Genomic DNA, 20,970 nt, shown 5'->3' with positions numbered 1-20,970 from the left:
CCTCTCCTCCCTCACGCCCGCGACAGCGCGGGCCGCGGCTCGCCGCCCGCCGTCCGCTCTGCCTTGTCCCCGAGCCGCTCCCCGAGCACCACAGGCGTCGGCGAGGTCACGCGCCCTCGGCGGTCCTTGGCGACGCGGACCATCAACCGGTTCTCGGCGACCTGCTCGAGCTCCAGCCGCATCGCGACCGGCAAGGGCATCGGCCGCGCCGCCTGGCGATCGGTGAGGAGCAGGATCGTCCCGTCGCTCCCCTCGATCGCCAGGGCGAGCTTGCGCACCACGTTGACCCAGCGCGCGAGGTCCTCCTCGCCGCGCCCCGCCCCGGGCGCGCTCCGCTCCCCCTTCCCCGCGCCCTGGCCGAAGGCCCCCGGGACCCCGGCCACGTCGATCACGAGCACCGCGAACGCCCGGCTCATCGCCATCCGGACCGCGACCTTCGCGAGCACCTCCGGCGGGGGCCGCACCACGAGCAGCCGGCTCAGATCGACCTGCGCACGCGCGACCGCCGGCGCGAAGAGCGAGCCGCTCGGGTCGATCCACGCGCACCACGCCCCCGCCGTCGCGCTCGTCCCGCGCAGCCGCGCCTCCGCTTGCGCCGACGCGCACGCGGAGAGGGCGAGCGAGGTGGACCGACCCAGCCCCCGCGGCGCGGCGAGCTCCACCACCCCCCCGCGCGGCAGCCCCCCTTCCGGGAGCGCGTCGTTGATTTCCCGCAGACCGAGCGGGAGCGTCTTGGCGCGCGCTTCGAACTCGGGGAGGGTATGGCGCAGGAGGTCCCGGGCAAGCGGAGCGGCAAGAGCGGCGGACGACATACTGAACACGATAACAGTGCCCCGCGAGGCTGCCAACTTTGCAGGACGAACAACGTCCTACCTGCGCCCGGCGCGTTCTCCTTTTGTCCTTCCAGGGCTGTGGAACGGCCTCTCCGGCAATTTCTGTGCGGATAGGATGGCAGGACGGCGGGGAGGAAGCGAATGCCGTCACGGACTCTTCAATAAGTCCGACCTGGGCAGGTCGACCTCATGGCCGGCGGCGACGAGCGCTCCTGCCAGCAGCCTCGCCGCGCACGCGGCGGGCCCGACGCCTCAATGCGGCGGAGCTACCGCTCCGGGGACGCCCCCGACGTAGCGTGAGCTCGGGCGAATGAGCCGCCCCGCGCGCCGTTGCTCGTCGATGTGCGCGCACCAGCCCGCGACCCTGCCCACCGCGAAGGTCGGCGCGAAGAGCGCGCGTGGCAGCCCGAGCGCGTCGAGCAGCACCGCCGTGTAGAACTCGACGTTCGCGCGCAGCGGGCGCTCCGGGTGCCGCGCGCGGAGCGCGGCCTCCGCCGCCCGCTCGACCTCACGCGCCAGCGCGAGCCGGGCGCTCCGCGCGCCGCCTGCCGTCCGCTCGAGCCGCTCGATCGCCCGCTCGAGCACCGCCGCCCGCGGATCCCTCACCCGGTAGATCCGGTGGCCCATGCCCATGATCCGCCGGCCCGCCGCGAGCTCGGCCTGGATCCAGCGCTCGGCGCAGCCCGGGGGCGGCGCGCCGCCCTCGCCCGCCTTCGCCGCGATCGCGTCCAGCATGTCGAGGACCGGCCCGGGCGCGCCGCCGTGGAGCGGCCCCTTCAGCGCGCCGATCGCCGCGACAACCGACGAGATCGCGTCCGACCCCGTCGAGGTGACCACGCGCGCGGTGAAGGTGGACGCGTTCATGCCGTGATCCGAGACCGTCACGAGGTACGTGTCGAGCTCGCGCGCCTCGGCCTCGCTCGCCGCGGCCCCCCGCGCCATGCGCAGGTAGTCGGCCGAGAGCCGGAGCGCCGGATCGGGCGCGACCGGCGCCTCCCCCGCGCAGCACCGCGCCCACGCCGCCGCGAGCGTCGCGACCGCCCCGGCGATCGCCGCGGGCGGGACGTCGCCCGAGAGGTGCGCGACCGCGGCGCGGAGCGCATCCATCCCGTCGCCCGCCTGGAGCGCGTCCCCGAGCCGCCCGAGCAGCGCGAAGGCCCTCGTCCGCCCCTCGGCGATCGCTCGCCGGATCGACTCCCGCTCCGCCGCCCCGGGCAACGCGCCGCCCCAGAGCAGCCCGCACGCGTCCTCGAAGGTCACCCCGCCGCCGCCGGCGAGCGCCTCGACGTCGTGGCCCGCCAGGGTGAGCCTCCCCCGCTCTCCGTCCACCTCCGAGAGCCGCGTCTCCGCCACCACCACGCCCTCCAGGCCGCTCGCGAGCGGCGCCGCCACATCCCTCATTCCGATCACCTCCGCTGACGACATCTTGGGCACCGCACGAGGTTGATCAATCTTGATTGTACAATCAACCATGCACGGTCTCGAAGCGCGTCGAGGAAGAATCCCGGAGGAAGCCGAGGAGGGCGGTGTTAAGAGGGACGGGTGTCGCCGGCGCGCGCGACGCTGGCGCCTCGTGCATCGGAAGACAGGATGGATGCAACGTTGATGGGCGCTCATGGTGGATCTACCTGACTCGGGGCAGCGGCCCTCGGCATACGTGACCGGCGCCGAGGCGGCGGAGCTTCTCGGCGTGAAGCGGGAGACGCTCTACGCGTACGCGAGCCGGGGCGTGCTCCGGGGGGTGCCCGGCGGGCGAGGGCGCGCGCGGCTCTACCTCCGGGCGGACATCGAGCGGCTCAAGGCGCGGCACGACGCGCGCGCCGGCCACGGCCCGGTCGCCGCCGAGGCGCTCCGGTGGGGCGAGCCGGTGCTCGAGTCGGCGCTCACCGCGATCGGCCCGCGCGGGCCCGTCTACCGGGGCAAGGAGGCGGTCGCGCTGGCGCTCGACGACGTGCCCTTCGAGGCGGTCGCCGAGCTGCTCTGGACCGGCGAGCTGCCGGCGGAGGGCGCGCCGACGGCGCGGCCAGGCCGGCTGAGCGTCCGCCCGGCCAAGCTCGCGGCGCTCCTGCCGGAAGGCGCGCCGCCGTTCGTCGCGCTCGCGCTCGTGGTGCCCGCGCTCGGCGCGCACGACGCGACCCGCCACGTGGGCGCGCCCTCGGGCGACGGGCGCATCCCCACGGGCGACGCGGAGCGCGCGCGGGCGCGGGCCCTCGTGCGATCGCTCGCGGCGCTCGTGGGCCTCGGGCGGGACGCGCGCAGGGCGACCGACGCCCTCGAGGCCGACGGGGCGGCGCGGCGGCTGCTCATCGCCCTCGGCGCGAACCCCTCGAAGAAGGCCGAGCGCGCCGTGAACCGCGCGCTCCTGGTCTCGGCCGATCACGAGCTGAACGCCTCGACGTTCGCGGTCCGGGTGGCCGCCTCCACCGGCGCCGACCTCTACGCCTGCGTCAGCGCGGGGCTCGCCGCGCTCTCCGGCCCGAGGCACGGCGGCATGACCGACCGGGTGGAGGCCCTGGTCGCCGAGGCAGGCCGGCCCGAGCGCGCCGCCGCCGCGGTCCACGAGCGGCTGCGCCGCGGCGAGCCCATCGCCGGCGTCGGGCACAGGCTCTACCCCGAGGGCGACCCCCGCGCCCAGCTGCTGCTCGACACGGCCCGCGCGCTCGCCCCGCAGAGCGCGGCCTTGCGCACGGTGCTCGCGCTCGTCGACGCGTTGCGCGACGCCGGCCTCGATCCGCCGTCGCTCGACCTGGGCCTCGTCGCGATCGCGGCCGCGCTCGGCCTGCCGGCCGGCACGGCGGCGGCGCTCTTCGCGGTGGGGCGCGCCGCCGGCTGGATCGCCCACGCGTTCGAGCAGCGGGAGGCGGGGTACATGCTCCGGCCGCGCGCACGGTACACGGGGCCCTGAACCCCGCGCCCACCCCTAAAAATCGACCTGCATTCCGAGCTCGACCACGCGGTTCGGCGGCAGACCGAAGTACGCCGTCGCTGGCCGCGCGTTCCGCGAGATGAAGGCGAACAGCCCCTTGCGCCACCGGGACATCTTCGAGCGCCCGGTCGTCAGCAGCGTCTCCCTGCCGAGGTAGTAGCTCGTCCTCCCGAGATCGATGTCGAGCCCGTGCCGCTTGCACCCCTCGAGCACCGACGGCGCGTTCGGCGTCTGCATGAAGCCGTAACACGCCGTGACCTGGTAGATCCCCTCCCCCCGCGGGATCACCGTCGTGCGCCGCTCCGCCGGGACCTCCGGCACGTTCGTCACCTGGATCGAGAGGAGCACCACCTGCTCGTGCAGCACCTGGTTGTGCTTCACGTGGTGCAGCAGGATCGGCGGCGTGCCCTCCGGGCTCGACGCCATGAAGACCGCCGTCCCGCGCACCCGGTGCGGCTTCACGCGCTTCACGTCCTCGAGGAACATGTCGAGCGGCAAGATCGCCGACTTGATCGCCGCGGCGAGGTGCTTGCGCCCCGTCTTCCAGGTCGTCATCACCGTGAAGATCGCCGCGCCCATCACGATGGGCACCCAGCCCCCGTGGAAGAACTTGGCGCTGTTCGCCGCGAAGAACGCGAGATCGATCACCAGGAAGAGCCCGGCCAGCGGGAGCGACTTCCAGACCGGCCAACCCCACGTCTTCCGGGTGACCACGTAATAGACCACCGTGGTGATCCCCATCGTCCCCGTGACGGCGATGCCGTAGGCAGCCGCGAGCGCGCTCGAGTTCTTGAAGGTGAGGACCAGCACGATGCACGAGATCAGGAGCCCGCTGTTCACCTCGGGGATGTAGATCTGCCCCGCCTCGTCCTTCGACGTGTGGACCACCGTGACACGCGGGAAATACCCGAGCTGCACCGCCTGCTGGGTCAGCGAGAAGGCCCCGGAGATGAGCGCCTGGGACGCGACGACCGTCGCCGCGGTGGCGATCGCCACCGTGGGGTAGAGCGCCCACGACGGGACGAGCGCATAGAACGGGTTCGCCGCCGCGGTGGGGTCCGCGAGGAGCTTGGCGCCCTGGCCGAAATAATTGATGAGCAGCCCGGGCCAGACGATCGTGTACCAGGTGTATTTGATCGGCACGCGGCCGAAATGCCCCATGTCGGCGTACAGCGCCTCGCCGCCCGTGATGCAGAGGACGACCGCGCCGAGGATCAGGAAGCCATGCAGTTGGTTCTCGACAAAGAAGCTCACCGCGTAGGTCGGTGAGACGGCCCGGAGCACTCCGGGGCTGCGGATGAGCTCCTTGGCCCCGAGCAGCACGAGCGTGACAAACCACACGAGCGTCACCGGCCCGAAGATCGACCCGACCCCGGCCGTGCCGCGCTTCTGCACGAGGAACACGGCGAGCAGCACACCGCAGGTGATGATCGGCACGACGGCAGGGTCCAGCTTCGGGATCGCGATCTCGAGGCCCTCCACGGCCGAGAGCACCGAGATCGCAGGCGTGATCACGCCGTCGCCATAAAGGAGCGCCGCGCCAAAGAGGACGAGGAGCACGAGGAGGCCGCGGCCCTCGCCCTTGCGATCGCCGCTCGGGACGAGCGCGAGCAGCGCGAGGATGCCGCCCGCGCCCTCGTTGTCGGCCCGCGTGATGAACGTCACGTACTTGACGGTCACCACCATCATCAACGACCAGAACATCAGCGAGAGCACCCCGAGCACGTTCTCGGGCGTCGGAGCGACGTGGTGCGGGCTGCTGGGGCTGAAGCACTCCTTCATCGCGTAGAGCGGGCTCGTCCCGATGTCGCCGTAGACGACCCCGAGCGCCGCCAGCATCAGCGGCCACATCTTCTTCGAGCTCCCCAGGTGGGCGCGCTCGGCCATCGGAGAGGACGCGGGGCGCTCTGCGGCAGGGACCGGTCGTGGGCTCATCGTCATCGCGGGCGAATCCTACTCCATCGAGAGCGCGCCTCGCGAGGAGGCGGCGCGCGCCGGCTCAGCCGAGCGCGCGCGCCGCCACGGTGAGATCCTCGATGAAGCGGGAGAGCTCGGCTCGCCTCGTCGCTTCGTCCGGCATGCGGAGGATCGACGCGGGGTGCACGGTCGCCAGCACGCGCGGCGCGAGCGGCGAGGCGACGATCCTGCCGCGCTCGCGCGTGACCCGGAACGAGCCGCCGAGCAGCGCCTGCGCCGCCGTCGCGCCGAGGCATACCACGATCGCCGGCTGCACCACCGCGATCTCCGCGGCGAGCCACGGCAGGCACGCGCGGATCTCGCGCGCGTCCGGCTTCATGTGGATGCGGCGCTTGCCGCGCGGCTCCCACTTGAAGTGCTTCACCACGTTGGTCACGTACGCCCGGCGCCGCTCGATCCCCGCCGCCTCGAGCGCGCGATCGAGCAGCTGCCCCGCCGGGCCCACGAACGGCTTGCCGGCCAGATCCTCCTTGTCGCCCGGCTGTTCGCCGACGAGGAGCACGTCCGATCGCGCCGCGCCCTCGCCGAACACCGTCTGCGTCCCACGCTCCCAGAGCGGACACGCCCGGCACCGCGCGGCGGCCTCACGCAGGCTCGGCAACGAAGGAGGGCTGGGGACGAGAGCCGCCGCCGTCGCCTCGCCGACGCCACGCCCTGCTGCATTTCGTCTCGCCACGGTCGCCATGACCGCCTCCGCAGCATCGCTCGTGCCATGGGCGACGCGGCGCGGTCGAACGCGCCGCGTCGCGAGGAGCGCGGCCGACGAGCGCCTTGACGGCTTCCGGCAGCCTTCCCATAGTGCCACGGTCCTCCGACGTTGACCGACCAGTCAGAATGCCCCGCCTTGCCGATCGCCGCGCCAGGATCGAGCTGCTCCGCGCCGCCGAGGCTGCCTTCACCGAGCGCGGCCTGGCCGCGGCGAGGGTCGAGGACATCACCGAGCGCGCAGGCGTCTCGAAGGGCGCGTTCTACCTGCACTTCCAGAGCAAGGACGACTGCTTCAAGCAGATCGTCGAGACCTTCATCGCGCGCCTCGCCGACTGCGTGGAGCCGCCGCCCATCGTCTTCGAGGCCGAGCGAGCGTCGGTGAACGAGTACTTCAAGCGGGTCCTCGCCCACGACCTCGAGGTGCTCGAGTTCTGCTGGCAGAACCGGGCGCTCCTCAGGATGATGCTGGCGGGAGGCGGTGGGACCCCGTACGCCTACCTGATCGACGAGTTCGCCCAGCGCGTCGCGCGGCAGGTGGAGGGCCGCCTCCGGTACGCGATCGACATCGGCCTCTACCGGCGCGATCTGGAGCCCAGCGTCATCGCCGCGCTCATCTCCGGCGCCTTCGATCGCCTGGTGCGCAAGCTCATCGACGCGCCGTCCAGGCCAGACATCGCCGCCTGGGCCGCGCAGGTGCTCCAGCTCTTCACGCACGGCCTGCTCGCCCCGGAGGTGCGCGCCGTCGCTGACCTGTCGGTCATGGAAGCCCCCCCGCGCAGCGCGCGGCAGGCCGCCGCCCCGCCACCTGCCTCGGCGTCGAGCAGCGAGCGCCGTCGTTCCAAGGCCAAGACGACCTAGGTGACCTAGGTGTAGGGCTTTGCCTGAATAAACCGGCCGGAGATTCAGCGGTACCAGGACAGCTTACAGGGAATCCCTGACGAACGATTCCATATCGCCCTAGCGGTCGGTCGGGCAGCAGCTGAGCTACAGCTAGCAGTCAACGGGATTTTCGGCGGGACAGTGAGGGGGTGGAGCGGGGAGCCGGAGGGGGAACCGCTCGGGCAACTCGGGAGGAGCGCAGCCTTGGGGAGCGGTCCTGCTCGTTCAATCGCGCCAGGCTGACCGTCGCGCGCTCTGGCCGGTCGCAGGCACTCTCTGGACGGCTCTCCGCAGAAGAACGGAACTGTCGAGGGGGGGCGGAATGGGCAACCAGACGGGTCGTGATAGACGGTTAATCCAGGAGCTGCTCCGGCAGACCTGCCGCTCGATCCAGTGGCGTGCGGACACCGCAAGGTCGATTGCGGACAGGATCGAGGTCGCCCTCGCCGAGCACGCGCTCCACGTCTCCACGCCGGACGTCGACCTGCGCGTCCGGCTGACCAAGGACTTTGCGCTCGCCATCGCGATACGCGTGCTGTCCTTCGGCGAAGACGCCGAGGAGTCGCTGAGCAAAGCCCTGTGTCAGGACAGGTCGCTCATGGCGGAGCTCGTGAAGGCAGAGTGGCAGCTCGTGCGCACCGCCTGCAGAACAGCCGAGCAGACCGCCGGGAGGCTGGTGCTGCTGACGGCGGTACCGGAGGCGTGAGACCGCAAGCAGGACGCGCGCCCAGAACTCGCGCCCTGGGCTCACGGCGAGAGATCCGTGAGAACCTCATGGAGCAGGGGGCTCGCCCGCTCGGCCCGGCGCCATGGCGAGCTGCACCCCGGAAGCTGCTGTCAAGAAGAGCGCAGACACCACATGACGCGACCGGGCCCACGAGGCGATAGAGATGGCGCCCCAGACCAGCTACAGCATTTACGTTCGCTTCCGGGGCAGGCGGCTCGCGCTCACGAAGCACATCCGCTCGCTCGAGACGGCCCGGTCTGCGCTGCAGGCCTTGCGGGCAGAGCGGTTCCACGACGCCGATCAGGTCTTCCTCGTCAACGACGCGACGAAGCAGATCGTCGACGAACGTGGGTGGGAGGACGCCGGGGGGCCCGCCGAGGATCAGCAAATCAGCGTCAACCTCCGCCTTCCGACCGATGGCAAGCGCACGGAGCGCACGCAGGACGCGGGGAACAGCGAGGCGGATCGATCGCCGCGAGGGGCGCAGGCTCCCGCGCTGCTCGCGGCGCCCGAGGTGCTTGCGCCGCCGCTCGCGGCGCCCGCCGATCACCTGGCGCGAGCCGAGGGCGAGGCGCGGCACGTCTCACCGGAGAGGAGGTGGTCCGGGGTCGAGAACCTGGAGCCGCCGCGCGCACGCCTGCGCCGCGCGATGGCGGCAGCCCAGGTCGCCCGAGCGCGCCACGATGCCGCGCTGGAGGCCATGACCAGGCTCCAGCCCGGCGGGAGAATGGATGAAATGACACTGATGAGGCTCAACGATTCTGCCCGAGTGGTATCCGACCGATCCGCACACATCATCGAGCGGCTCGAGCAACTCCTGAAGCGCCTGGAAGGCGCGCGCTGATATGGTGAGATGACCGTGAGGCGCCGTGTCCCATGCGCGACATGGACGACGACAGCCATCGTTGACCGACCGCCCACCGGAACCCTGGCTTAGTCCCTGTCAGGCTCTCGCCGTCGCGAGACGCGTGAGAGAGCGCCCAACCGTTCAAGCCAACAATGCCCGAACAGAAGAAGTCACGCCGGACGCAACTCGGGGCACCGGGCCCGAGCGACGCCGCGCCCCAGGCCGGCAGGGCATCCGCGCCGGGGCGCGCGCCGGTCCCGCCGGAGGACGCCGGCGAGAGCGCCGCGGCGGGCGAGCCGCGCCCCGAGGGTGAGCTGCGCTTTCCCGTCGTCTGTGTCGTCGCTTCGGCGGGCGGACGCGGCGCGATCGCGGAGCTCCTCCGGCGGTTGCCCAGCAGAGATACCAGCCTCTCTCTCGTCCTGATCTACAGCGCAGATCCAGGGGAGCTCCCCCTCCTCGAGCTCGTGGCGCAGAGCAGCCCTCTCCCTGTGGCCGAGCTCCGATCAGGGATGAAGCTCGCGCCGGGTCGCGTCCAGGTCCTGCCCCCGGAGGCGCAGGCGACGCTGGCGGGGCTCCGCGTCGAGCTCGCGCCGCGGGGCGAGGGCGGCCCGGGCCCTGGCGATCTCTTCCTGCGCTCGCTCGCGGGCGAGCTGGGGTCGGGCGCCGTGGCCGTCGTGCTGTCCGGCGCTGGGAGCGACGGCGCGCTGGGGCTGAAGGACGTGAAGGCCGAGGGCGGGGTCACCTTCGCGGAGAACCCGCGCGGCGCGGAGCGGCCGGCGCTCCCGCGGAGCGCCATCGCGGCCGGAGGCGTCGACTTCGTCCTCAGCGTCGAGGAGATCGCGGCGGAGCTCGTGCGGATGGGTCGCCCCGGGCACGTCCTCGCTCCATGGCTCAGGCAGGGTGCGCCCCTCGGCATGGACGCCGAGCTCAGCAAGCTCCTCAGGCTGCTTCACGCCGCGGTGGGCGTCGACTTCAGCCAGTACAAGAAGAGCACCCTGAGGCGGCGCATCCAGCGGCGAATGACGCTCCATCGGCTCGCCACCCTCCAGGATTACCTGGATCATTTGAAAGCGCACCCCGGCGAGATCGAGGATCTCTACCAGGACCTCCTCATCAAGGTCACCACGTTCTTCCGCGATCCGGGCGCCTTCGCCGCGCTGAAGACCCACGTGTTCCCGGTGCTCATGCACAGCAGGCCGCAGGACTCCCCTGTTCGCATCTGGGTGCCGGGCTGCTCGACGGGCGAGGAGGTCTACTCTCTCGCGATCTCGTTGCTCGAGTTCCTCGAAGCCGACGCGACCGATCATGCCATCCAGATCTTCGGCACCGACCTGAGCGAGGCCGCCATCCAGCAGGCGCGGTCCGGGATCTACATCGAGAGCATCTCGATGGACGTCTCTCCCAGCCGGCTGCGCCGCTTCTTCGTCAGGGTACAAGGCGGCTTTCAGGTCAACAAATCGGTCCGCGATCTGTGCATCTTCTCGCGCCACAACGCCGCGGCCGACCCGCCCCTGTTGAAGCTCGATCTCACCAGCTGCCGCAACCTGATGATCTACTTGGAGCCGAGCCTGCAGCGCCGGCTGCTGCAGACGTTCCACCAGGCCCTCAAGCCCACGGGTTTCCTGCTCCTCGGCTCGTCCGAGAGCCTCACCACGGCGCCCGATCTGTTCGGGGTCGTGGACAGGACCCACAGGATCTTCTGCAAGCGCGCCGCGTCGGAGGCGGCCCACTCGCTCGCCCTCACCGCGCCCGCTCTGCCCGGCGCGCCGGTGGTCGCGCTGGCGTCGGAGAGGCCGCGGGAGCCCGAGGGGCTCGGCATGGATGCGGTGCGCAAGGAGGCCGACGCCTTCGTCATGGCGCGCTATGCCCCCGCCGGCGTGGTCGTGGACGAGGAGATGCAGATCGTCCAGTTCCGGGGCAAGACGGGGCCCTACCTCGAGCCGTCGCCGGGCGACGCGAGCCTCCACCTCTTCAAGATGGCCCGAGAGGGGCTCGTCCTCGGCATCCGGGCCGCCATCGACGCGTCGATGAACTCCGGGGCGATGGCCCGCAAGGAGCAGATCAAGGTCAGGCAGGACGAGAAGATCCGGTACGTCGACGTCGAGGTCTGGCCGCTCAAGGTGCGGCTCCCGCAAGGGCGCTGCTTCCTCGTCACCTTCTCCGAGTCGGGCGCCGCGCGGCTGGACCGGCCGGGCAGCGACCCGGCCCCGAGCGACGCCCAGAAGGATCTGGAGATCGTCCAGCTCCGCAGGGAGCTCGTGACCACGAGGGAGTACCTCCAGTCGCTCATCGATGAGCTCGAGGCGACGAACGAAGAGCTCCTGTGCACGAACGACGAGATCCTCGCGAGCAACGACGAGCTGCACAGGGTGAACGACGCGCTCGCGGGCGCCCACGACGAGATCGAGTCGGCGAACCAGGAGCTGACGACCATCAACGAGGAGCTCCGCAGCAGCAACGTCGCGCTCGGCCTCGCCAACGACGAGCTGCGCAAGCTCCTCGGCGGCATGAACATCCCGATGCTGATGGTCGACGCGGACCTACGGATCCGCCGGATCGCAGGCGCCGCCGACAAGCTGCTCGGCCTCGCCGCGAGCGACGTGGGCAGGTCCATCCTCGAGGTGAAGTCGAGGAGCGTGGCCGACATCGCGCCGGTCGTCGCCGAGGTGCTCGGCACGATGAGCACCGTCGAACGGCACGTCGAGGACCGCGACGGGCGCTGCTATCTCATGCGGGCACGCCCTTCCCGGACCACCGACGACGAGGTCGACGGCGCGGTGATCTGCTGGCTGGAGAGCGAGGCGCCGAGGCGCGCGGCGCGCGAGCTCGCGGGCGCGCGCGACGGCCTCTCCGCCGTCTTCGAGGTGCTGCGCCATCCGTTCCTCCTGCTCGACGGGGAGCTCCGGATCCGGGCCGTCACCCGGCGCTACTGCGAGCAGTTCATGGTCCCGCTCGGGGACATCGAGGGACGATCGCTCTCGGCCATCGATGCCGGATGGAACACCCCGCAGCTGGAGCAGCAGCTCCGGGACGTGCTCCACCGCCGCGCCGCGCTCGTCGACTTCCGCCTCGAGGCCGTGCTCGCGCACGCCGGCCGCAGGACGCTCTCGTTCTCAGCCTTCCGGCTCCAGGCCGACGAGGGCGAGCTCCCGGCCCTGCTGCTCGTCGTCGAGGACAGGACGGCGCCCGAGATCGACCCGGCCGGTCCACCCGGGCTGCGGCCAGCGCGCCGCGCGGGCCCCGGCTGACGCGCTCATCGCCGCCGTGTCCGCCAGTCCCCCGAGGCGATCCGAGGCCACCCCAGCGCCTGCCCTGCGGGCATCAGGTAGGCCTCGCAGAGCGCGCCCCCGTCGAGCTCGATCGGCTCACGGTTGAAGAGGTTGGGGCAGTCCTCGTAGAGGTCGAGCGAGGGCAGCGCCTCCGGGTCCGGTTCGTACAGCTCCCCGAGGACCGCGACCGAGCCCCCGCGCACGAGCGCCGGGTAGGCGCCGAGATCGGCGAGCTCGAACGACGGGGCCGTGCGGGCGGGCCCGAGGCACCGCGCGCGCCCGAGCAGCGCATGCGCGCGCTCGCCGCGCATCAGCGTGCCGTAGACGAACAGGCGCGCCGTCACCGGCAGTGCTGTTCGACCGCGGCGAGTAGCTGCTCGAGGTTGATCGGCTTTTTCAGGAACTGCGCCGCGCCGAGCGAGGACACGAACTCGTCGCGGCCCGTCGCGGAGATGATCACCACCGGGATCGCGGCGAGCTCCGGATCCTTCTTCTGCTCCGCCCTGAACTGCCAGCCATCCATGATCGGCATCATGAGATCGAGCAGGATGAGCCCGGGTCTCGGATCCGTTCTCAGCGCGCTGAGCGCCTCGCCGCCGTGCGCCGCCGACGCGACGGCGTACCCCTCCTCCTGCAGGAGCTCCGCGAGGGTCTCTCGAATATCCGGATCGTCATCGACAACGAGGATCCTCTTCAAGGGAGTGGCAGGCACGGTGCATCAACCACTATGCGAAAGCCTGACGTCACGGCGAAACAGGGAAAGCCCTGAATCCCTGCTCGGGTTCCGCTTGATGAGGCTCTTTCTGCGAGGAAGGGGGCTCATGAAGGTCTCTCTACGTCTCTCTCCGGCAATCAGCGCCGCAAAGGCGCCTCGGAGCGGAGCCCGCTCCCGCGTCGCCCGTGCGGCCATACAACCACGCGGGGTCGACGTTGGTTGAGCCGGCAGCTCTGGCAGGCGGGTACGGGCGTACGCATTACGGCGATCGATCGTCGGCGGTCGAGCCCGATGTTACAGCACGGTGGCGCTCCGGCGAAGCCGCTCTGTGCCCGATCTGCGGCCAGCCAGGGTGAGCGCAGCGCGGCTTGGTCGCCATCCACGTCATGAGCGGCGATCCTACCACCGGCGCCGGAGGGCGCAGCAGCCCGGCGTCCGCCGGAACGACGGCCCGAGGCGCTCGCGACGTGGTCCGAACGGGCAGCGTCAACGGTCGATATCTGTTGAGCCGAGCGAACCGAGCACCACCTTCGAGAGGGTGCCCAGCAGGACGTCGATGTCCACCGGCTTCGGGATGAGCGCGGCCGCATGCAGCCGCTCGGCGATCGCCTGCATCTCGTGAGGGAGGCGGGCGGAGAAGATCATGAGGGGCGAGGGCGTGCCGAGCCCCTCGATCTCGGAGACGAACCGGTCCGTCGTCATGCCTGGCATCGTCAGATCAAGGAGGACCGCGTGGAAGCGCCGCTCCGCCAGCGCATCGAGCACCGCGCGCGCGGTGGCGGTCAGCTCGACCTCGTACCCTTCCAGGGTCAGGAGTTCTTCCAGCATCGTCGCGGTGTCAACGTCGTCCTCCGCAACCAGGATCACGTGCTTGCCACACATGGCTCCCCTCGGCTTTCTTCAGTAGCGGGGGTCGCTCGCCAGGGCAGCGCGCCCTCTCTTCCCATGCTGGGGGAGGACGGGATGGGCGCTCGACGCTGCCCGAGCCTCCGCTGGCCAGCAGCCAGCGCAGCGCGAGCAACCTCGGTGATGCCCCCGGTGTGACGAATCGCCCGGACACACCGGAGCGCTCGCCGCGGTGCGCCACACGTACGACCACGCCACCAAGTGCGCAGCCCGACAGTCCGCCGCTGTCTGCCGATCCGGTACGTTCCGTTCCCCCTCTCCCGCCCAGGGCAATATGAAAGCCCGACTGCGCGCCGGATGCAACTCCGGGTAGTAAGGAGCAACTCCGGGCGCAAGGAACCGACCGGGGGGCGGGGAGCGAGAGCAGACAGAGAGCGCGAACGGACTCCCCGACAGGGGAGACACCCTGGTAGACTCTCATGGATGCCTGGCGAACGCCGCGTCGCGCTACTCGCGATGGAGCCAACCATGCCGGACGGTGGGGGAGCGCCGTCCAGCCATGGAGTCCGTCGTGTCGAGGCCTCCTTGCTCGCCGATCCGGACCTCGCCGGCGTGCCGATCCACGTGATCGACGCGCAGACGAGGGATCTCGACGCGTGGGTCGCGGAGGTCGAGACCGTGGACGCGGACGTGGTCGGCCTCGCCGCGCACGTCTGGTCGTTCCCCACGTTCATCGAGATCGCGCGCCACCTGCAGCGCAACCGGCCGGGGCGCACGATCGCCCTGTGGGGGCCCCTCGCGCGCCCCGCGATGTTCGCGCTCGCGCCCTGGCGCGACGCCACCGCTTGCATCGACGCCCTCGTGCACGGCAACGAGCTCACGTTCCGGGACATCGTCCGGCTGAGCGAGCGCTCTCCCGATGCGCTGCGCGCCGTGCCGGGGCTGCACGTGTCCACCGCCGGCGGCTGGGTCTCGACGGGCGACCCCCTCTACGTGGCGCCCGACGCGCTCCCCTCGCCGATCCGGATGAAGCTGCTCCCGACCGATCGCATCGTCCCGCTCGAGATCTGCCGCGGGGGCGCCATGAGCTGCGCGACGTGCGGCGTCTCCGCGGGCGACGCTGGCAGCGTCTTCTCCGAGGCCTACCTCGTCGAAGAGCTAAGCGCGCTCCGCGCCGCCGGCGCGCCGGGCGCGCAGATCGTCGACGCCCCGCTCAACCTGAGCGCGGAGGCGTTCCGGAACCTGGTGGCCGCGGAGAAGCAGGTCGGCTTCTTCAAGCAGGCGACGCTGACGGCATCGATCGATCCCGAGCACGTGCACGACGAGCACCTCGAGTTCCTCCGCGGCGTCGCGCGCGTGTCGCTCGACGCGCGGCTTCCGCCGCTCAACAAGGAGACGGGCGACGGCACGCAGCGCCCCTTCAGGGAGTCGAAGTTCGCGAAGGTGATCGAGGAGCTCTCGACGTTCACGGACATCGAGGTGGACATCCTCCTCGGCCTCCCGGGCGACGGCCCGATCACGTTCCGGCGCACGCTCGAGCGTGCGCGCGAGCTCCCGTGCAAGGTCCGCATCTTCCACAGCCTCGTCCTTCCGGACGACCTCATGGTCCGCGCGCCCGCCTCGTTCGAGCTCCGCTTCGACCCCTTCACGCTGATGATGCGCTCCTGCCTCGGCTGGTCCGAGGACGCGCTCTCTCGCGAGCGCAGCCGCCTCATCGAGATGGCCTACCGCGAAGGCGGCGAGATCACGCCGGACATGTGGTCGTTCCCCGGGCCTCGGGAGATGCGGCGGCCCACGATGCCGCTCGGCAGCGGCGTGGTCCCGCCGGGCGCCGAGATCCGGGTCGAAGGCGCGGCGACGCTCGCGCCGGCGGGCCAGGACTTGCAGCGCGTGCTCGAGCTCGGGATCAAGGAGGCGACCTCCGGCGGGTGGACGTTCGTGGAGGCCTCGGCGCGCCCGGGCGAGATCGTCGTCATCATGAAGACGCGCGACGGCGCGCTGGTCGTCGAGATGCGCCCCGCCTCACCCACGGAGAACGCCTATAAGGTCGTGGACGGCGTCGCGTTCGGCTACCGCTCGCCGCGCGGCGTGAAGATGAGCGACGGCGCGCTCCGCCTGCTCGATCGCGTCCTCCAGCGCCTCCACGCGCCGGCGCGCACGGCGCTCGGCCTGTCGACGCAGGACGGCGGCCCCGGCTCGGCGCGCGTCCGGCGCTTCCGCGCCACGCCCTCGTGACCCTCTCGCCCCGATCGCGCAGCGCGCCGCGAGCCTTCAGCTACTCCTTGCTGCGCAGGGCCGCCGGCGCCCGCGGCGGCATCGATTCCATGGGACGGACCCTCGAGAGGAGCTCTCTCCGGAGCTCGCTCAGGCGCGCCGGAGACAGCTCCATGTAGTCCACGATGTAGGGGTGGACCTGGCGGCTCTTGCCCCGGATGCTCAGCGCGCCGGTCGGCTGCGCCGGGACGCAGTCGTCGAGGGTCGCGTACGTCGTCTGGCAGATGATGATCTTGGAGCCGAGCTCCTTGTTGAACTGCTCGAGGCGCGCGGCCGTGTTTACTGTATCTCCGATGCAGGTGTACTCCATGCGCTGGAGCGAGCCGATGTTGCCGGAGATGACGGTGCCGGTCGCGATCCCGACGCCCATCTGGATCTCGCCGCAGCCGAGGAGCTTCCGCTGGTTCATGCGCTCGAGCGCCTGCACCATCTCGATCGCCGCGATCACGGCGCGCTTCGGCGCGTCCTCGACGGAGAGCGGCGCGCCGAACACCGCCATCAGCCCGTCGCCGATGTACTTGTCGAGGGTGCCCCCGTAGCGGAACACGATCTCGACCATCTCCGTGAAGTACTCGTTCAGGAACGAGACCACGGCCTCCGGCTCGACCGACTCGGTGAGCGGGGTGAAGTTGCGGATGTCGGTGAACATCACCGAGACGTGCCGCCGCGTGCCTCCCAGCTTGAGCCGCCTCGGATCGGACAGGACAAAGTCGACGAGATCCTTCGACAGGTACCGGCCGAGCTCCTGCTTCTCGCGCTCGAGCCGGAGGCGGGCCATGGACTCCACCTCGGCCCGCACGACCAGGTTGCGCGACATCCGCGCGATGATGCCGGCGACGACGCCGGGGAGCGCGATGAAGAGGATCTGCTGGCACTGGTCCGCGATGTTGATCGCGTTCTCTCCGTAGACGGACACCGGGCTGATCGGGACCGCGCCGGAGCCGACCGTGACGGCGAGCACGACGGAGTTGAAGAGGGCCGACAGCCCCGCCGAGTACAGGCACGCCGCGAGGCTGTAGCGGAAGCCCGACATCAGGTTCCAGAGGACGTAGACGGTCGCGAGGTAGCTCGTGAAGTACTCGATGATCCCGGAGTGGTTCCTCGCGCTCCCCAGGGCCGTGAGCGTCAGGAGCGCGAGGTCGACGAAGATGCTCACGTACTTGAGCCAGCCCGCGTAGACGCCGGGGCGCAGCCGGAAGAACGCGTAGAGCACGAGCGAGTAGGCGAGGTACCCGCCGGTCAGAATCGCGAAGATCTGGTTGGCGGCCGGCGTGTTGATCGTCCACACGTGCATGAACGTGGCGGCGCTGAGCAGCGCGAACGCGAACCGGATGTGGTTCACGATCTGCTCGCCGCGCATCTCCTGCGCCTCCATGATCCGCACGATCTCGGGCGACTTCTCGATGCTCATGTGCGCCGCTCCCCCCCGCGCCGCAGCCGGGACCGCGCGGCGGCGAGCCCACGCGCGCAGAGCGCGGTCGTCAGCGCTCTGCCCTGGTGGTGCCCCTCGCGACCGCGCTTCATGGGCACCCGGTAGAGCGGCTCCGCTGGCCAGGAGCCGTCCACGAGCTGGCGCTCGCCGAGGTAACGCATCCCTCGCTCGAGGAGCAGCGGATCGGGCCGCTCCCTCGTCGCGGCCCCCTCGAGGCACGCGGCCGTGCAGAGCGGCGCCCCGAAGCCGCCGTCGAGCCGCTGCGATCGGAGCATCCGCGACAGCGTCGCGGCCTCGACCGCCGCGACCTCGTCGGCCCACCGCGCGTCCCCCGCCCTCCCCCGGTAGAGCCGCGCGAAGCGGAGGAACGCGAGGTCCGTGTACGAGGCATCGTAGAAGCAAGCGCCCTCGAACCCGCCCTCCGAGGCGGCGTCGAGCACGCGCCGCGCGTTCGCGTCGATGAGCCGCGCGAACCGCTCAGCGTCGAACGAGAGCAGGCCCACGAGCAGGTTCAGCCGGACGGCCGCGCAGTCGTCGCCGGCCCACGCCACGCCCGGCGTGGTCGGCCCCGCGGGCCCGCGGTAGAACCAGGTCGGAACGACGCCGTCCTCACCCACGTTGGCCAGCATGACCTCGATCCACGACTCCGCCCGCTCCTTCGCGGCGCCCGTCTCGGCGACCAGCTCGAGCACGACGCCGAGGAGGTCGGCGTCCGGCGGGACGTCACGGAACGCGGTGAAGTAGCGGAGCTCTCCCGCCGGGATCTCCTCGATCAACGCCGCGGCGTCGGCGCGGACGTCGCGCCCGACCTCCCCGATCTCGAGCAGCGCCCTCAGGATCGTCGCCCGGACGAACCAGTGCCCGACCGGCTGCTCGCTCGACCCGAGCACGCCGAAGCGCTGCACTTCCCAGGACTCGCGCCACGGCGCGGCGTCCAGGAGGAACGCCACCGCCGCCTGCAGATCCGCGCGCGCCTCGTCGGGCGGCGCCGGCTCGCCCTGCGCGCGCGGCGGCCCGAGCGCCGCGCCGGGGCCGAGGAGATCGCGGAAACACATCAGCCCCTCGAAGAAGCGGAGGCGCTCGCCGAGCGCCTCGAGGAATTCGCGCTGCGCCTCGGCGAGGCCGCGGGCGCTCGGGCTCGTTCGAGGGGAGGTGGCCACCACCTCACGGGCGGACGCGAGCGTCTCCTGCATGCGCGCGGCGAGCGCGGCGCGGTACGGGCGGGTCGCGAGCAGGCTGTGGATCTCGCCGCGGCGCACGCGGGACGCGCGCTCGCCCGAGAGCGCGCGGAGCAGCGGAGGAGCGAGCCCCGCGCCGCGCAGCCAGAGCGCGAAGAGCGGCGTGAGCGTCGGCGCTGCGAGGTCAGGCGCGATCGGATCGATCCAGAGGCGCACGAGCCCGTCCAGCAGCCAGATCGGCTCGGCCACGGCCTCTCCGAAGCGACGGGCGGGCGCGAGCTCGTCGCCTGCGACGAGCGCGGGCGCCGTCCAGAGGGCCACGGCCTCGCGCGCGCCGGCGGCGGTGGGCGCCGCCATGGCGCCGGAGCCGTCGATCTCGATCACTGGGTTCTCGCGCCACGTAGCGTCCGCCAGGTCGGCCAGGCCCAGGAGCCACCTGTACGCGCGCGCGTCGTCCGCGTGCTGCGCGAGGAGACGCGCGGCGAGCGCGCCCCGCGCGAGCGCGTCAGGAGCGCCTTCGATGCCCCCGGCGGCCACCGCGGCGACCGCCATGGCGACGTCCGCGGCTGCGTCGCGCGCGGACACCCGCCCGCAGAGCCGCAGCGCCCAGCTGGCCCACGGGACGCTGTACCCCGGCGGTGTGCCCACGCTGCGCTCGATCGCGAGCGCTCCCCACGCCGGTTCACCGCGCTGAAGCGCCCCCTCTGATGACAGATGCGCCGACCAGGCGCGCTCGCACACAGCCCGGTCACCCGGGTCGAGCCATGGCCAGGCGGCGGTCACCCCTCCAGCAGGGGACAGCGTCACATACCGACTCCGCCCTCACGCGCCGCGGCCGAGATGGCCGCATCGACCGCTTCGGGCGTCGAGGTCGCGGCATCCCGGATGCGCTGGAGCGTCTCCGCGCCGACGTCGTACCCCTCCGCCTGGATGGTGCGCTCGGGATCGGCAAGGAGCTGCTGGCGGAAGCTCGAATCCACGACGGCACGACCGATGAGCTCTGCCTCTGATTTCTTCGACGTCACGACTCCTCGCTTTCTCGCTCGGGAGGCTAGGAGACCTCCAAACGGCGAGCAAGTACAAGCAGGCGCGTCCGCGCGTCCTCGCGTCCTCGCGTCCTCGCGTCCTCGCGGGGTGTTGCGTCCGCGCACGACACCCCGGTTCACCGCGGCGCGACGGCGGGCTCGCCGGCGAGCGCGCTGAAGAACGCGAGGAATACCCGCCGCTGGATCGCGACCATGTACTGCTCGCGCTCCCTGCAGAACCGCGCAGCCTCCGGTAGCCCGAGGGCCCCCGCGGCGACCTCGGCGCGAGCCAGCTCACAGCGCGCCTCCTCCAGGATGGCGTCGAAGCCGCCGCGCGCAAACAGCCGCGCGCGCAGGGCCGCCGCGCTGCGCATCTCCTGAGCGCGACAAGGCCCCCTGCCGGAGACGTCGGCCCCGCTCGGCGACGCCGCATCCGCCTCGGCAAGCGCCCAGAGCCGGGAGAGCACATACGTTGTGTTGCCGAACGCACGATCCTTCTCTGCGTGCAGCAGGTCCGCGAACAGCTGATGCGCTGCAACAAGGGCGGAAACGAACTCCTCGAGGGCGGCCAGGTGCTCGGCCTGCGACAGCGCGAACAGGGCCGCCGCGGCCGGGAGCACGAGCGGGCGCGAACGGGCAAGCACCCGCCGGAACGTGGCGCCGTCCCGCGGGCCTGCGCCGCGGTGGAGCCGCCGCTCGAGGAGCATTGCCTCGCCATACCCGAGCCAGACGTCTTCGAAGAGGCCCCAGAACGCGCTCCCGCCGGGCAGCGAGCGGGCGAGCAACGCCTGATGGCGAGCGAACAACGCCCCGGACAGGAGCACCGTCGCTCCAGGCTCACCGACCCCTTCGTCCAGCAGGTCGTCCTCGATCCGGACGTGCAGGTACCCGACCGCTGCTGCCTCGGCGAGGTCGACGGCGAGCGGCGGAAGCGCCGGAGATCCAGGGTCCAGCGCAAGCGCCGGCCCGCCGGGACGCGCCGCGACCCAGAGCGGAAGCTCGAGCACCGGGAGCGCCGTCGGGTGCGAGAAGTAGCCCTCGCCCGGCTCACCCTCGAACAGCCTGAGGCGCGCGGCGAGCTCATCGAACAGCGCGCCGAGCTCGCTCCCCAGCCGCGCCCGGAACGACGCGAGCCGCTGCAACACCTCGGCCTCGAGCGCCGCCTCGATGGCGCCTTGCGCGCCCTCGCCTGCCCCTGCGCGGCTGTCCTCGCTCATCCCACCTCCGGACGGCGCTGGCGGCGCCGACTCGGGCGACGCTAGCACGAGCAGCCTCGCCCGAGGGGGCGGGCGCCGCCGACTTTGCCCCGCGCGCCGCCCGTGCGACACTCAGCG

At 71.7% G+C, this 20,970-nt stretch carries 17 protein-coding genes; 6 read left to right on the top strand and 11 right to left on the bottom strand.

Annotation, left to right across the window (positions count from 1 at the left end; genetic code table 11):
* Positions 1-11: 11 nt before the first annotated feature.
* Both WME82_RS09700 and WME82_RS09695 read right to left on the bottom strand, forming a co-directional pair.
* Positions 12-812: a recombinase A gene (locus WME82_RS09700; protein WP_438042589.1), complete on the bottom strand. Its 801-nt coding sequence runs from the start codon at positions 810-812 to the stop codon at positions 12-14.
* A 273-nt stretch (positions 813-1,085) separates the two neighbouring features.
* Positions 1,086-2,234 (bottom strand): citrate synthase, encoded by a 1,149-nt coding sequence (locus WME82_RS09695; protein WP_438042588.1) that lies wholly within the window; start codon positions 2,232-2,234, stop codon positions 1,086-1,088.
* Positions 2,235-2,448: 214 nt separating this feature from the next.
* Here WME82_RS09695 and WME82_RS09690 point away from each other — a divergent pair, with 214 nt between their 5' ends.
* Positions 2,449-3,738 (top strand): citrate synthase family protein, encoded by a 1,290-nt coding sequence (locus tag WME82_RS09690; RefSeq protein WP_438042587.1) that lies wholly within the window; start codon positions 2,449-2,451, stop codon positions 3,736-3,738.
* Between the two features lie 15 nt (positions 3,739-3,753).
* On the opposite strand, the gene WME82_RS09685 is transcribed toward WME82_RS09690, so the two are convergent.
* Both WME82_RS09685 and WME82_RS09680 read right to left on the bottom strand, forming a co-directional pair.
* Positions 3,754-5,700, bottom strand: coding sequence for a potassium transporter Kup (locus tag WME82_RS09685; protein WP_438042586.1), 1,947 nt, complete (start codon positions 5,698-5,700; stop codon positions 3,754-3,756).
* Positions 5,701-5,758: 58 nt separating this feature from the next.
* On the bottom strand, positions 5,759-6,421 hold the full coding sequence (locus tag WME82_RS09680) for a UdgX family uracil-DNA binding protein (RefSeq protein WP_437745188.1): 663 nt from the start codon (positions 6,419-6,421) through the stop codon (positions 5,759-5,761).
* Between the two features lie 149 nt (positions 6,422-6,570).
* Between WME82_RS09680 and WME82_RS09675 the strand changes: the two genes are divergently transcribed.
* From WME82_RS09675 to WME82_RS09660, 4 genes are all read left to right on the top strand, one after another.
* Positions 6,571-7,302 (top strand): TetR/AcrR family transcriptional regulator, encoded by a 732-nt coding sequence (locus tag WME82_RS09675; RefSeq protein ID WP_437745187.1) that lies wholly within the window; start codon positions 6,571-6,573, stop codon positions 7,300-7,302.
* Positions 7,303-7,645: 343 nt separating this feature from the next.
* Positions 7,646-8,029: a hypothetical protein gene (locus WME82_RS09670; RefSeq protein ID WP_437745186.1), complete on the top strand. Its 384-nt coding sequence runs from the start codon at positions 7,646-7,648 to the stop codon at positions 8,027-8,029.
* Positions 8,030-8,213: 184 nt separating this feature from the next.
* Complete coding sequence (locus WME82_RS09665) at positions 8,214-8,894, top strand: hypothetical protein (protein ID WP_438042585.1); 681 nt, start codon at positions 8,214-8,216, stop codon at positions 8,892-8,894.
* Between the two features lie 155 nt (positions 8,895-9,049).
* Positions 9,050-12,145, top strand: a complete 3,096-nt coding sequence (locus WME82_RS09660) for a CheR family methyltransferase (protein ID WP_438042584.1) — start codon at positions 9,050-9,052, stop codon at positions 12,143-12,145.
* A 5-nt stretch (positions 12,146-12,150) separates the two neighbouring features.
* Here the strand turns inward: WME82_RS09660 and WME82_RS09655 are convergent, their stop codons facing one another.
* From WME82_RS09655 to WME82_RS09645, 3 genes are all read right to left on the bottom strand, one after another.
* Positions 12,151-12,510, bottom strand: coding sequence for a gamma-glutamylcyclotransferase family protein (locus WME82_RS09655; protein WP_438042583.1), 360 nt, complete (start codon positions 12,508-12,510; stop codon positions 12,151-12,153).
* Positions 12,507-12,878 carry a response regulator gene (locus WME82_RS09650; RefSeq protein WP_012234363.1) on the bottom strand — a complete coding sequence of 124 codons (372 nt, stop codon included), beginning with the start codon at positions 12,876-12,878 and terminating at the stop codon, positions 12,507-12,509. The genes WME82_RS09655 and WME82_RS09650 overlap by 4 nt, the downstream gene beginning before the upstream one ends.
* 489 nt (positions 12,879-13,367) lie before the next feature.
* Positions 13,368-13,763 carry a response regulator gene (locus tag WME82_RS09645; RefSeq protein WP_437328491.1) on the bottom strand — a complete coding sequence of 132 codons (396 nt, stop codon included), beginning with the start codon at positions 13,761-13,763 and terminating at the stop codon, positions 13,368-13,370.
* A 492-nt stretch (positions 13,764-14,255) separates the two neighbouring features.
* On the opposite strand from WME82_RS09645, the gene WME82_RS09640 reads away from it, so the two are divergent.
* Positions 14,256-15,962 (top strand): oxidoreductase, encoded by a 1,707-nt coding sequence (locus tag WME82_RS09640; protein ID WP_437745182.1) that lies wholly within the window; start codon positions 14,256-14,258, stop codon positions 15,960-15,962.
* Between the two features lie 40 nt (positions 15,963-16,002).
* Here WME82_RS09640 and WME82_RS09635 read toward each other — a convergent pair whose 3' ends face one another.
* The 4 genes from WME82_RS09635 to WME82_RS09620 form a co-directional block, all read right to left on the bottom strand.
* Positions 16,003-17,412 (bottom strand): adenylate/guanylate cyclase domain-containing protein, encoded by a 1,410-nt coding sequence (locus WME82_RS09635; RefSeq protein ID WP_437745181.1) that lies wholly within the window; start codon positions 17,410-17,412, stop codon positions 16,003-16,005.
* Entirely contained in the window at positions 17,409-19,259 is a 1,851-nt protein-coding gene (locus WME82_RS09630) for a hypothetical protein (RefSeq protein ID WP_438042582.1), read from the bottom strand. Before WME82_RS09630 ends, WME82_RS09635 begins: the two co-directional genes overlap by 4 nt.
* 155 nt (positions 19,260-19,414) lie before the next feature.
* On the bottom strand, positions 19,415-19,636 hold the full coding sequence (locus tag WME82_RS09625; RefSeq protein ID WP_437534351.1) for a Franean1_4349 family RiPP: 222 nt from the start codon (positions 19,634-19,636) through the stop codon (positions 19,415-19,417).
* Positions 19,637-19,773: 137 nt separating this feature from the next.
* On the bottom strand, positions 19,774-20,853 hold the full coding sequence (locus WME82_RS09620) for a geranylgeranyl pyrophosphate synthase (RefSeq protein ID WP_438042581.1): 1,080 nt from the start codon (positions 20,851-20,853) through the stop codon (positions 19,774-19,776).
* Positions 20,854-20,970 lie beyond the last annotated feature (117 nt).

Source organism: Sorangium sp. So ce128 (assembly GCF_051525245.1).
GTDB lineage: Bacteria > Myxococcota_A > Polyangia > Polyangiales > Polyangiaceae > Sorangium > Sorangium cellulosum_B.
This window is presented reverse-complemented; position numbering and strand designations above follow the sequence as displayed.

Excerpts from the sequence above, each read along its gene's own strand:
- WME82_RS09700 (WP_438042589.1), bottom strand. The coding sequence starts at position 812 with ATGTCGTCCGCCGCTCTTGCCGCTCCGCTTGCCCGGGACCTCCTGCGC.
- WME82_RS09620 (WP_438042581.1), bottom strand. The coding sequence starts at position 20,853 with ATGAGCGAGGACAGCCGCGCAGGGGCAGGCGAGGGCGCGCAAGGCGCC.
- WME82_RS09670 (WP_437745186.1), top strand. The coding sequence starts at position 7,646 with ATGGGCAACCAGACGGGTCGTGATAGACGGTTAATCCAGGAGCTGCTC.
- WME82_RS09685 (WP_438042586.1), bottom strand. The coding sequence starts at position 5,700 with ATGACGATGAGCCCACGACCGGTCCCTGCCGCAGAGCGCCCCGCGTCC.
- WME82_RS09665 (WP_438042585.1), top strand. The coding sequence starts at position 8,214 with ATGGCGCCCCAGACCAGCTACAGCATTTACGTTCGCTTCCGGGGCAGG.
- WME82_RS09690 (WP_438042587.1), top strand. The coding sequence starts at position 2,449 with ATGGTGGATCTACCTGACTCGGGGCAGCGGCCCTCGGCATACGTGACC.
- WME82_RS09695 (WP_438042588.1), bottom strand. The coding sequence starts at position 2,234 with ATGAGGGATGTGGCGGCGCCGCTCGCGAGCGGCCTGGAGGGCGTGGTG.
- WME82_RS09635 (WP_437745181.1), bottom strand. The coding sequence starts at position 17,412 with ATGAGCATCGAGAAGTCGCCCGAGATCGTGCGGATCATGGAGGCGCAG.
- WME82_RS09660 (WP_438042584.1), top strand. The coding sequence starts at position 9,050 with ATGCCCGAACAGAAGAAGTCACGCCGGACGCAACTCGGGGCACCGGGC.
- WME82_RS09680 (WP_437745188.1), bottom strand. The coding sequence starts at position 6,421 with ATGGCGACCGTGGCGAGACGAAATGCAGCAGGGCGTGGCGTCGGCGAG.
- WME82_RS09640 (WP_437745182.1), top strand. The coding sequence starts at position 14,256 with ATGCCGGACGGTGGGGGAGCGCCGTCCAGCCATGGAGTCCGTCGTGTC.
- WME82_RS09645 (WP_437328491.1), bottom strand. The coding sequence starts at position 13,763 with ATGTGTGGCAAGCACGTGATCCTGGTTGCGGAGGACGACGTTGACACC.
- WME82_RS09675 (WP_437745187.1), top strand. The coding sequence starts at position 6,571 with ATGCCCCGCCTTGCCGATCGCCGCGCCAGGATCGAGCTGCTCCGCGCC.